This window comes from Gulosibacter sp. GYB002, assembly GCF_036577665.1.
Lineage (GTDB): Bacteria > Actinomycetota > Actinomycetes > Actinomycetales > Microbacteriaceae > Gulosibacter > Gulosibacter hominis.
Genome location: NZ_JARBDD010000001.1, coordinates 83,498 through 95,228 on the forward strand (window position 1 = coordinate 83,498; position 11,731 = coordinate 95,228).

The following is an 11,731-nucleotide window of genomic DNA, read 5'->3' on the forward strand; positions in this document are numbered from 1 at the left end:
CGTGTGCCGTGGCTCGCCGACTACCACTGGCTGTCGGAGTCGGCAGCTGCCATGCGTCCGCGCGCGAGCGCAAACCCACCGATTGCCACCAGCATCACGGCGAGCCCCAGCGGCAGCATCAGTGATGCGGGATCGAAGTTCGCGCCGGTGCTCGGCAACTCATCGGGCCCCGCGCTATCGCGATGCTTCACCGGCTGCTGTGGAGCCGCGGGCGGGGTGGTTGCGGGCTCGGGGCCAGCGCTCGTTTCGGGAGTCGACGGCACCGGGGTCGGCTTCGGTGTCGGTGCGGCTGTGGGAGTCGGCGCAGGCTCGGGTTCGGGGGTCGGTTCAGGTTCCGGCTCAGGCGTGGGCTCAGGTTCAGGTTCCGGCTCAGGCGTGGGTTCCGGTTCGGGAGTAGGAGTCGGCTCAGGTGAAGGCGTCGGGGTCGGCTCAGGCTCAGGTTCGGGCGTAGGCGGCACCGCTCCGATCTGCACGCGCGTTGCCGGGAAATCCGCCGCCGCGGCAACGATCAGCTGCCGATCTTCTGTCACCAGCGGCCGCACATCCGGCGACCAATATCCCGGCGCATACTGCATCCGATAGCTGGCAGAAATCGCACGGTCGCCGTGCGAACTCACCGCGATCCCTTCGCGTGTCGACCCCGAGCCTGCCGAAGCACTCGCCGACATCTCGCGCAGCTGCACCGTCTCGTTGGCCTTGAACACGCGCTGCCGCTTGCCATCGGCGAATGTCGCGCCCTCAAGCTCCACTTGCACCTCGGTGTGCTTCGGCAGCTTCGCCACCTGCAGCTCAAGCTTGCCGTCGGCCCAGCGCAAATGTACCGACGCCGATCCCGTCACCTGCACGGCCCGAATCTCTTGCGCATCCGATCGCAGCCGTTCAAAGCGCGACTGCACCTCGGGCAATTGCATGCTCGGCACCTGGTTCACCAAACTGCCGCTGGCACCGCCGTAGCGGGCGAAGGTGTCGGGCTCGACGATGTACCACGCGTACAGCGCGGTGGCGGCGGTATCGCGCGGATCGGTCGATGAACCGCGAGTGGCGATCGCCCAGTGCAGGCGCGCGCGATCGTCGAGACTCATTCGCGCGATCGGCTGCGGCGTCGGTTCGCCGGGCGCGAGCTCGCGGGTGGTGACACCGATGGGGGAGGGCTTGGTGAGCTCGACGCAATAGGCGTGTTCACCGTTGAAGCTCAGCGCAGTGGCGAGGCCATAGCCGGGCCCACGCTCGGCGGCCTGCGCGGGGCTCGCGCCGAACCAGGTAAAAAGCGGGATCGCGATGATCGCCGAGATCACAAATATAAGCGCGCTCACGGGCCGGTTCACGGTGGTCGGCGCGCGGTCGGGGATAGTGGTCACGAGAGACTCCTTTCGAGAAACAGTTGCCAGAGATGGATGCGGAACTTGGGTTGAAGCCGGGTACTAATCGCCCAGCGGGAGCAACACGGCCCGTGGTGGGCGCGCGAGGAGGGACAGCGGGTCGACGTAGCTATCGCCGATGCGGGCGCCGAGATGCAGGCCGCCATCGGGCTGGTGAACGGGATGCTCGGGCACAGTGCCGATGGGCGAGCCGGCGGTGACGGCATCACCGAGACGCAGCTCGCTGATCACCGGCTCGTAGGTGGAGATGAGGCCGGAGGGATGCTCGATCGACAGCAGCGGCCGATCGACCACGACACCGACGAAGCGCACCTTGCCGTCCCCCACGGCGGTGACGGTGGTGCCGGGAGCCGCTGCAATATCGATGCCGCGGTGTCCGGCGGCGTAGCGGTGGGGCAGGTCGAATGGTCGGGTTACCTGCGCCGGCTGCGGCACTGGCCACTGCCAGGTATCGGATGCGGATGAATCGGGCTCGGTTATCGGCAGCGGCCCGGCACCCGCCGCAGCCCACGCCGATTGCGGTGGTGCCAGCATCAACCACAGCACCAGCGCGCACCAGATCGCACTTGCTATACGGATTCGGTCGAGAGGTTGCATGCCGATACCGTCGTGCAAAACGGCAAATCTCGCTGGGTCGAAGGAGGTCTCTGTGGGAAAACCGGTTTCCACAGCCCCTGCGGGCAGGCTAGAATCAACCCAGCAGTTCGCTCCGGCGAGCTGACTTCGCGTGTTCGGAACGTGTCGCTACCAACGGTCTCATTCGCACGGCGTCTGAGCGGTGACGGCATCGAACACCAGGATTCCCGGCTGGTTCGGGAGTAATAACCGCATCTGCGCATCCTTTGATGCGCCCAAACAACAAGGAGAGAACGACCATGGCAGTCGTTTCAATGCGTCAGCTGCTTGACGCTGGTGTGCACTTCGGCCACCAGACCCGTCGCTGGAACCCCAAGATGAAGCGCTTCATTTTCACCGAGCGCTCGGGTATCTACATCCTCGACCTGCAGCAGTCACTTGCCTACATCGACAAGGCATATGACTTCGTGAAAGAAACCGTCGCGCACGGTGGCACCATCCTGTTCGTGGGCACCAAGAAGCAGGCCCAGGAAGCCATTGCTGAGCAGGCAACCCGTGTCAACCAGCCCTACGTTAACCAGCGCTGGCTCGGCGGTCTGCTCACCAACTTCCAGACCGTTCAGAAGCGTCTCAACCGCCTCAAGGAACTCGACATGGTCGACTTCGACGACACCTCGAGCGGTTACACCAAGAAGGAATTGCTCATCCAGCGTCGTGAGCGCGACAAGCTCGAAAAGACCCTGGGTGGTATCCGCAACATGAGCCGCACCCCTTCGGCCATCTGGATCGTCGACACCAACAAGGAACACCTCGCGGTCGACGAAGCCAAGAAGCTCGGCATCCCGGTGGTTGCCATCCTCGACACCAACTGCGACCCCGATGACGTCGACTACCCGATCCCAGGCAACGACGACGCCATCCGCTCGGTGGCACTGCTCACCCGCATCGTGGCTGACGCCGCGGCTGAGGGCCTGATGAAGCGTCACCAGAAGGACGGCGCGACCGGTGAAGCTGCCGAGCCCATGGCCGAGTGGGAACTCGAACTGCTCAAGCAGGGCGAGGCCGCTCAGGAGCCGGCAACCGAAACCCCCGAGACTGAAACCGCGACCGAGGCTGCTGCCGCGGCCGACGAAACCAAGTAGGGAGACCAACTTTTATGGCGAACTTCACGATTGCTGACGTAAAGGCGCTGCGCGAACAGCTCGGCACCGGCCTGACCGACACCAAGAAAGCCCTCGAGGAAGCCAACGGCGACCTCGAAAAGGCCACGGAAATCCTGCGCCTCAAGGGTGCCAAGGGCAACGCCAAGCGCGCTGACCGCTCGGCCGCTGAGGGTCTGATTGCCGTCAAGGAAAACGGCAACGGCACCGCAACCATCATCGAACTCAACTGCGAGACCGACTTCGTTGCCAAGGGCGACAAGTTCATCGAACTGGCCAACCAGGTGCTTGAAGCTGCCGCCGCTGCCGGCGCCACTGACGCCCAGGCTGCGCTTGCCGCGCCGGCTGGCGACAAGACTGTTGCCGAGCTGATCGACGAGGTTGCTGCGGTTATCGGCGAGAAGTTCGAACTGCGCAACGTCCGCCTCGTTAAGGGCGACAAGTTCGACATCTACCTGCACTACACCTCGAAGGACCTGCCCCCGCAGGTTGGTGTGGTTGTTGGCTACGAGGGTGACGACACCGACACCGCACACGGTATCGCGCAGCACATTGCCTTCGCGAACCCCTCGTACCTCAACCGCGAGGATGTGCCGCAGGACGCGATCGACAGCGAGCGTCGCGTTGTTGAAGAGATCACCCGTGCCGAGGGTAAGCCCGAAGCTGCACTGCCGAAGATCGTCGAAGGTCGCCTCGGCGCCTTCTTCAAGCAGATCGTGCTGAACGAGCAGGAATACGCTCGTGACCCGAAGCTCACGATTGCTCAGGTTGCCGACAGGGCCGGCATCAAGGTCATTGACTTCGCGCGCCTCAAGGTGGGCGCCGGCGTCGAGGCCGCCAACGAAGCGTAAATCTGACGCAACTGGCTGGAAGGGGATGTTCTGCAGAGCATCCCCTTCCGCTATTAGGAGCGCGAGCCGGGTTGCTCACCGCTAGCTGAGCAAGTGGCTCGGAAGCACTGGGTAGGCTCGAAAACGAACACCCTGCGGAACGTGCCCTTAAAGACGGCACGAATTCTGCGGCGCAGCAAAGGAGATCTATGTCGATCAATGGCAAACGTCGACGCGTCATGTTGAAACTCTCGGGTGAAGCGTTCGGTGGTGGAAAACTCGGTGTTGACCCCAACACCTTGCGTGCGATCGCCCAGGAGGTCGCGAGCGCAGTGCAAGAGGTGGAAGTCGCGATTGTGGTTGGCGGCGGCAACTTTTTCCGCGGTGCACAGCTGGCCGATGCCGGGATGGATCGCAGCCGGGCCGACTATATGGGGATGCTGGGCACCGTAATGAATGCGCTTGCGCTGCAGGATTTTCTCGAGCAGGCGGGGGCACCCACGCGCGTGCAATCGGCTATCGAGATGCGGCAGGTTGCCGAACCCTATATTCCGCTGCGAGCCGAGCGGCACATGCAAAAGGGCCGCGTGGTTGTTTTCGGTGCCGGCGCCGGGCTGCCATATTTTTCGACCGATACAGTTGCGGCACAGCGCGCACTTGAGATTCACGCCGATGTCATGCTCGTGGCCAAAAATGGCGTGGACGGTGTCTACACCGCCGACCCGCGCACGGATGCAGATGCAAAGCTCATCCGCAAGATTTCGTACCAGGATGCACTACAGCGCGGCCTGAAGGTGGTTGACTCGACCGCCTTCAGCCTCTGCAAAGACAACAATATGTCGATGCGAGTGTTCGGGATGCAGCCTGAGGGCAACATTGATCGGGCCATTCGCGGTGCCGATATCGGCACACTGGTATCCAACTCGGTATCCGAAATCGAAACCGTCTAGTTCGGCACATTCGGGCCAGCGGTGCTATCAGCGCACCGCTGGCCCGGTGTCGCTATTGAGCGATGATCTATTCACTGCAAGGGCCGGCTCGCCGCATTGTCTATGTGGCGGCGTACGAGCTGATCGCGCTCATACTCACCACCGGCTACATGATGGCCATGGGCCAGGATCTCGGGGCCTCGGCGTTGGCGAGCGCAGTCGTTTCGATCACCGCGGTGGTCTGGAACTTGGTGTTCAACTGGCTATTTGAACGCTGGGAAGCGCGGCAAACGCAGCGCGGTCGCAGTATCGGCCGGCGCATCCTGCACGCGCTGGGGTTTGAGGGCGGGTTGGCACTGATGATCGTGCCGTTTTTTGCGCTCTGGTTCGGTATTTCGCTCTGGGAGGCGCTGGTGCTGGAAGCCGGCGTGCTCGTCTTTTTTCTCTTTTACACCTATGTGTTTGCCTGGGTGTTTGATCGGCTTTTTGGCCTGCCCGCGTCGGCCCAGCCGCATCCAAACACTGGCTCTGCATCCCCTGAAGAGCCAACCGAGCCCCGACAATGACTCGCTGAGGCCGTGCTAATGATTAGGATGGCTTCATCCGCTGCAGCGAAAGGAAAATCAGTGATCTCCGACATTCTTGCCGAGACTAAAGACAAGCTTGAAGGTGCTGTCCAGCACGCCCTGGATGAATTCGGCAACATCCGCACCGGCCGCGCAAACCCCGGCCTGTTCGACAAGATCCCGGTCGACTATTACGGCACCCCGACCCCGATCGGTCAGCTCGCCTCGCTGCAGGTTCCCGAAGCTCGGATGCTCGTTATCACTCCCTATGACAAGTCAGTCATCAAGGAGATCGAGAAGGCAATTGTCGCGCAACCGAACCTGGGGGTGAACCCCACCAACGACGGCAACCTGATCCGCGTGGTGATGCCCGAGCTCACCAAGGAGCGTCGCCAGGAGTATGTGAAGCTTGCGCGTGACCGTGCCGAAGATGCCCGCATTGCCGCCCGCAACGTGCGTCGCAAGGCAAAGACTGATCTCGAGGCGCTCGAGGGTGAGATCAGCGACGACGATATTGCCCGTGCCGAAAAAGAACTCGACAAGATCACCAAGCAGTACGTTGACCGGATCGACGAGGCACTCAAGGCTAAAGAAGCCGACCTGCTCGAGGTTTAGCAGCCAGCCAGGACCGTCTACATGAGCGCACCCGATATGAACCGCAGCCCGCTAGTGGGCGAGCGGCAGCGAATCGCTGCTCGGGTGCGCTCATTTAATTCGCGCGTCAACGAGCGCAGTGGCCGTGATCTGTTCAAAGCCATTGCGGTGGGGATCGGACTGATCGTCATTATGACCGTCAGCCTGGTGTTTGATAAGCGCTGGTTTGTGCTGGTCGGTACCGCGTTTGTGTTGGCGCTGGTGTTGGAGCTCAGCACTGCGATGCGTGGGGTGGGACTGTATGTGCCGCGCATTCCGTCGGCTCTGGTGCCCATCGCGGTGGTGCCGCTTGGTTACTTTTACGGCCCCTCCTGGCAGTGGGCGGGGCTGCTGCTGGGGTTGTTGCTGGTGAGTGCCTGGCGGCTCGCTGCAAATTGGTTTGACGCTTCGCTTCGCACTCGGCGGGGGACCGGGCTGGATATTTCGTCGAGCGCCTTCGTGCAGCTCTACCTCACCTTCCTCGGATCATTCACCGTGCTGCTGGCAGCCCAGCCACGTGGCGAGCTGTGGGTTTTGACCTTCGGGGCTGTGGTGGTGTGTGTTGATACCGGCGCCTATGTGTTCGGGATGCGCTTTGGTCGCACGCCGTTGGCTCCCCGCATCAGCCCAAGTAAAACCTGGGAAGGCATCATTGGTGGTGGCATCACAGCCATGGTGGTTGCCGTGATCGCCTGCACGTTCATCCTCGATCTGCCCTGGTGGTTCGGTCTCATCATGGGGCCGATGCTGACCATTACGGCGGTGGCGGGTGATCTCACCGAATCGATGGTTAAACGCGACCTGGGCATCAAAGACATTTCTAATTGGCTGCCCGGCCACGGCGGATTTTTTGACCGCTTTGACTCGATGCTGCCTTCGGGAGCGATGGCATTCTCGCTGTATTTTTGGTCGGCACCGCTGATGCGAGTGGTTGCCTAGTTGAGGAATGGCACAATAGGACCGTGACGAATCAAACTCCGTTTCCCATCGCGCCGCGTGGCGAGCTCGGATACGACTGTGATGAGGTCGATCGGGCGCTGCGAGTGGCTCGCGAACGCTATGAGAATTTTGACAACGGTTCGGGCGGCAAACGTCTGACCGCGAAGAGTATCCGTCACACGGCTTTCACCATGCGTAAGCGTGGTTATTCGGCTCCGCATGTGGATGCGGCGCTCGAGCGGCTTGAGGATGCGGTTGCAGTGCGTGAGCGCGAGGAGCGCATCTCACAGCTTGGCCGCCAGCAATTTGACTCTGAGGTAAAAGAGGCCGCTCGCGCGGTGCTCAAGCGCGTGCAGCGCCAGAAGGGCGAGCGTTTTCGTCGGGTTTCGGTGTTGCAGCGCGGCTACTCAGTGGATGAAGTCGATGAGTTTTGTGACCAGATCGACCAGTTTTTGCGTGGCAAGCAGTCGATGACGCTGCGCCAGGCGCGCGGTGTGGCATTCACCTCAAAGCGTCGCGGCTACGACGAGGGCCAGGTAGATCTGCTGATTGATGCGCTCGTCGACGTGATGCTTGCGATTCGTTAGCGAGATCCGACTGGCGTTCGGTGCGGGGCATATCCACCGGGCTGCATCCTGAGAGTTCCCCGTGGTGGCTACCATTCCGTTGTCATTCCGTGACCTTTCCGTTACCGTAGATACTATTGCTCCCAAACGGAAGGTGACCATATGAGCCAGCTGCAGCGTACCGGTGCAACCCGAGCCGCGCGTCCTGCTGCCCTCACTGCGGCCCGCCGCAATCGTGTCATCGCAGGGTCGATTGGCGCCTGTGTGACCGCCGGTATCGCCCTCACTGCGATCGTCCAGGCGAGCGCTCCGGCTCCTGCCGCTGAGGCAGTTGAGCTGCCCTCGGTGGCCGATATTTCGGCGGCAAATTCGCAGTCGTACCAGGCGAACCTCGGCGCGGTGGCATCGGTTGAGCGAAAAGAAGCGGTTACTACCGAACTTGAGCCCGAACCCACGCCCGAGCCGGCGCCTGTCAGCTCGGATAGCTCGGCTACTGCGAGCGATGACGCTGGTCAGGCAAGTGACGCCGGTCAAGAATCGGCCGAGCCGGCCTACGTTCCCTACAGCGGCGGCGGCTCGAAGAGCGAGTGGATGGCTGCCGCGGGAATTCTTGAAAACGAGTGGGGCGCCGCTGACGCGTTGATTTCACGCGAGTCGGGTTGGAACCCAGACGCAATGAACGCATCGAGTGGTGCTTGCGGTCTGGTGCAAGCACTGCCATGCAGCAAGATCCCGGGCCAATGGAACAACCCGGTTGACGCGCTGCGCTGGGGCAATGGCTACGTGAATGCGCGCTACGGCGGCTGGAACGGAGCGCTTGCACACAGCAACGCGAACGGGTGGTACTAGGCCGTCACGCGAAACTCCTTTGTCTCGGGCACAGCAACGCTGTGCCCGAGTTTTTTGTCGGTGCTGTCTCTAATGCGGCCTCAGTACACTGGCAGCCATGTCAGGGCAGCGTAACCGGTCGAGTCGCGGCGGTAGGCGACGGCACAATAAGTGGCAAGTCGAACCCGAACCGCTTGACATTGGTCGGATTCGGGGCGCGACCCGGCGCGTCGAGGCACGTCACGGGGCTGAGTGGACGGTGCAGCAAATCCGTTCGGAACGCGCCCAGAAGCCCTATCGCTGCCCCGGGTGCGGCAGAGAGGTGGGTGTGGGGGTGGCCCATGTGGCGGTGTGGCGCGCCGATAGCGTGCTGGGGGATGAATCGGCACTGGCAGATCGGCGACACTGGCACACGCCGTGCTGGCAGCGCTGGTAGCGACTGCGGGGTTGCGGCTGGGCTAGCGCTCGTCCTGTACCGGGATGATGACCTCTTCGATGATGATCATGATGCTGGCCGCGACCGGAATGGCGATGAGGGCACCGAGTAGACCCAGCAGCGTACCTCCAGTGAGCGCAGCAATGACCACAACCGAGCCGGGCACTTTCACCGCTGACGACATGATGCGCGGAGAAATCACATAGGCCTCGATCTGCATGTACACGAGGTAGTAGATGGCGCAGATCCACCACACCGGGGTTCCCGGCGGGGCCAACAGCAATTGGGCGATGACGATGAGTGCCGAGGCTGAAATCGTACCCACCATCGGAATGAGTGAACCGACGAACGCCAGCACTGCGAACACCATCGGCATGGCCGCATCGATGATGGTGAGGAAGATGAACGACAGCACGCCGTTGACCGCGGCGAGACCAATTTGACCCATCACATATTTGCCCACCGAACCGGTGACCTTTTCAGTGATTTTGGCGACGGTTGCGCGTTTGGAACCGGGGGTCAGACGGTAGAACGCCCGCTTGAGCGAGTTCATGCTGGTGATGAAGTAGGTCATCAGGATGAACACGATCATCGCGCCGAACAGTCCGTTTACGATGCCCACACCTACCTGCAGGACGCCGCCGGTGATCGCGCCAGCATTTTTTTGCAGCCAGGCGGTGGCCTCGGCAATGATCTTATTGATATCGAGTAGCGGGAAGGTGTTGCGAGCCCAATCGGCAATGTTGGAGTTGATGAGATCGTTCACGATAGCGCCGTAGCGCACGCCGATCTCGTTCACCTGCTCTGACACCGAGGGCACGATTGCCCACACCACGAGCGCCACCACTCCGGCGACAAACACGATTGTGGCCAACATGGCTACGGGCCGTGGCCAGCGGCGCCGCTCCAGCCATGAAATCAGCGGCTCGAACCCGAGCGCGAGGAAGAGTGCAGCACCGATATAGGTGAGCACTGTCGACAGCGAGGTGAGCATGCCGGCGAGGAACATTGCCAGCAGCACACCGATTGCGCCGAAAAATCCGACGCGGACGGGGTTTTCGATCTGCATTATGACTCGTCGGTTTCGCTAGCTGCAGCGGGTTTTTCAGTCGCTGGCTCCGGAGTTTGGGTGTTCTGCTGCGGGGTGGGGATATTGAGCTGCTGGAAAACCGCCCGCATCTGGTCGAGGTAACCGATTACCTCGTCGCGTTCATCCTGAAGTTCGCGCAGGCGGCGCTCGGCGTCGGCGGTTTCGGTGCGGCTGCGCTCTTCGAGCTCACGGGCGCGCTCGCGCGCCTGCCGGTTCGCCTGCTCGAGCAGGGTTGCGGCACGGCGTTCGGCCGATTCGATGGTTTCTTGCGCGCGGCTGCGGGCATCGGCGGAGATCTTGCTCGAGTCTCGGCGTACCTGTTCGCTGCGCTGGTTGAGGTCGGCGAGCTGTTCTGTGGCCTCGTCGATCATGCGTTTGGCTGCAGCTTCGGCATTGCGCCCGGCAGCCACCAGCTGCTTCTCGAATTCGTTTCGTTTGGTGGTCAGCTCGACCTCCTGCGCCGAGCGCGCTTCAGCGAGTTCGCGCATGACAGTTTCGCGCTGCTCACCAAGTTCTGCGTTGAGGCGACTGCGCAGCTCGTTCTGCTCGCGTTCGAGTGCGCGGCGCACCTCGTCGGTTTCGAGCTCTGCTTGGGCGCGCAGATCTGCCACTTCGCGCTCGGCGAGTTCTCGCAGCGCGGTGGTCTCGCGCTCGACCTGCTCACGCAGTGATTGCGCGTCGGTTTCGGCCTCGCTGCGCAGGCGAGTTAGTTCGGCGTTAAGAGTTTCGCGTGCGGTGCTGGTTTCGCGGTCGAACCGAGTCTTGGCTTCGCCGAGCTCCTGCTCTTGCTGGTGGCGGCGCTGTGCCAGTTCGTTTTCGAGTTCGGCACGGCGTTCGACCAGCTCGCGCTGCATTGCTTCGCGTGCCTGCTCAACCTCGGCAGTACCGTTGAGTTTGAACTCTTCGAACCCGCGCTGCTGTTCGGCGAGCTTGGCGAGAGAGTTAGCCAGCTCGGTTTCGTGCTGTTGGCGCTGGCGAGCGATTTCTTCGTTCGCCGCCGCGCGGGCGGCGGCGATTTCACGGTCGGTTGAGTGTCGCCGCTCGCGCAGCTCAGCGGTGATCTGGTTTTTTACCGACTCGATTTCGCTCTCTTGGTTTTGGCGGATGAGTTCAGCCTCTTGGGTGGCATTTTCGACGAGCTGGTCGGCAGTTGACTGCGCTTCGGCCTGGATTCGGCGGGCGGAAGCGTCAGCTTCATTGGTCACGCGTTCGGAATAGTCGTTGGCGTCTTCCTGTACCTTGAGCGCATTTTGGCGGGCCTCGCTCAGAATGCGGTCGGCTTCGCGGTTCGCGTCGGCAATCAGCCGGGCCGCCTGTTCTTCCGCAGTGGCGAGGGTGCCGGCAAGGCGGGTGCCAAGCCCGGCATAGGTTGGGGCATCGCTTTCTTTTAGGGCCCGCTGCAGCTCGTCCGCACGACTGGTGAGCTGTTCGAGCTCGGTGTTGCGCTCTTCTAGTGTGCGGGAGGTTTGCTGCGACTGCTGTTCGAGCTGCTGGATGCGCTGCTGCAGCTGCGCGATTGCCTCATCTACCTCTTCACGGCTGTATCCGCGCATAGCCATGGTGAAATTGAAGCCATTCACTCGAATCAAACCTCCCGGTCACGTTGTCGACGCCCTGCGTCCACGCTCTGGCAAAAGCCTAGTGTGACCTTCCGACGAAGTTTGGATGCGCGCGCAGAATTGATCGCCTCCGGTGATATTGACTGCCCGCCCAGGTGGAAACAGGGCGCTGGTCTAAAATTGAGCATCCGTTCGGTAATCAAAAGCTGGGGCTCACTGCCGAATCGGACGGATACGGAG

13 protein-coding genes are annotated in these 11,731 nt (G+C 62.0%); 9 read left to right on the plus strand and 4 right to left on the minus strand.

What is annotated here, in order from left to right:
- Positions 1-20 precede the first annotated feature (20 nt).
- Together PV375_RS00380 and PV375_RS00385 are read right to left on the minus strand one after the other, a co-directional pair.
- Positions 21-1,358, minus strand: coding sequence for a hypothetical protein (locus tag PV375_RS00380; RefSeq protein WP_332105659.1), 1,338 nt, complete (start codon positions 1,356-1,358; stop codon positions 21-23).
- 63 nt (positions 1,359-1,421) lie between these two features.
- On the minus strand, positions 1,422-1,976 hold the full coding sequence (locus PV375_RS00385) for a murein hydrolase activator EnvC family protein (protein ID WP_332105660.1): 555 nt from the start codon (positions 1,974-1,976) through the stop codon (positions 1,422-1,424).
- Positions 1,977-2,254: 278 nt separating this feature from the next.
- On the opposite strand from PV375_RS00385, the gene rpsB reads away from it, so the two are divergent.
- From rpsB to PV375_RS00430, 9 genes are all read left to right on the plus strand, one after another.
- Entirely contained in the window at positions 2,255-3,097 is an 843-nt protein-coding gene (gene rpsB / locus PV375_RS00390; protein ID WP_201517445.1) for a 30S ribosomal protein S2, read from the plus strand.
- A gap of 14 nt (positions 3,098-3,111) precedes the next feature.
- Positions 3,112-3,966, plus strand: coding sequence for a translation elongation factor Ts (gene tsf, locus PV375_RS00395; protein ID WP_332105662.1), 855 nt, complete (start codon positions 3,112-3,114; stop codon positions 3,964-3,966).
- Positions 3,967-4,154: 188 nt separating this feature from the next.
- Positions 4,155-4,895: a UMP kinase gene (gene pyrH, locus PV375_RS00400; protein ID WP_201522094.1), complete on the plus strand. Its 741-nt coding sequence runs from the start codon at positions 4,155-4,157 to the stop codon at positions 4,893-4,895.
- A 62-nt stretch (positions 4,896-4,957) separates the two neighbouring features.
- Positions 4,958-5,440 (plus strand): PACE efflux transporter, encoded by a 483-nt coding sequence (locus PV375_RS00405; protein ID WP_332105663.1) that lies wholly within the window; start codon positions 4,958-4,960, stop codon positions 5,438-5,440.
- A 60-nt stretch (positions 5,441-5,500) separates the two neighbouring features.
- The gene (gene frr, locus PV375_RS00410) at positions 5,501-6,055 is read left to right on the plus strand and encodes a ribosome recycling factor (RefSeq protein WP_201517449.1); all 555 of its coding nucleotides are present in this window, start codon (positions 5,501-5,503) and stop codon (positions 6,053-6,055) included.
- 21 nt (positions 6,056-6,076) lie between these two features.
- The gene (locus PV375_RS00415) at positions 6,077-7,012 is read left to right on the plus strand and encodes a phosphatidate cytidylyltransferase (RefSeq protein ID WP_332105664.1); all 936 of its coding nucleotides are present in this window, start codon (positions 6,077-6,079) and stop codon (positions 7,010-7,012) included.
- A 23-nt stretch (positions 7,013-7,035) separates the two neighbouring features.
- Positions 7,036-7,599, plus strand: a complete 564-nt coding sequence (locus PV375_RS00420) for a DivIVA domain-containing protein (RefSeq protein ID WP_201517451.1) — start codon at positions 7,036-7,038, stop codon at positions 7,597-7,599.
- Between the two features lie 141 nt (positions 7,600-7,740).
- Positions 7,741-8,427 (plus strand): transglycosylase SLT domain-containing protein, encoded by a 687-nt coding sequence (locus PV375_RS00425; RefSeq protein ID WP_332105665.1) that lies wholly within the window; start codon positions 7,741-7,743, stop codon positions 8,425-8,427.
- Positions 8,428-8,524: 97 nt separating this feature from the next.
- Positions 8,525-8,842: a hypothetical protein gene (locus PV375_RS00430; protein WP_332105666.1), complete on the plus strand. Its 318-nt coding sequence runs from the start codon at positions 8,525-8,527 to the stop codon at positions 8,840-8,842.
- A gap of 22 nt (positions 8,843-8,864) precedes the next feature.
- Here the strand turns inward: PV375_RS00430 and PV375_RS00435 are convergent, their stop codons facing one another.
- Both PV375_RS00435 and PV375_RS00440 read right to left on the minus strand, forming a co-directional pair.
- The gene (locus PV375_RS00435; RefSeq protein ID WP_332105667.1) at positions 8,865-9,911 is read right to left on the minus strand and encodes an AI-2E family transporter; all 1,047 of its coding nucleotides are present in this window, start codon (positions 9,909-9,911) and stop codon (positions 8,865-8,867) included.
- Entirely contained in the window at positions 9,911-11,491 is a 1,581-nt protein-coding gene (locus PV375_RS00440; RefSeq protein WP_332105668.1) for a hypothetical protein, read from the minus strand. Before PV375_RS00440 ends, PV375_RS00435 begins: the two co-directional genes overlap by 1 nt.
- Positions 11,492-11,731 lie beyond the last annotated feature (240 nt).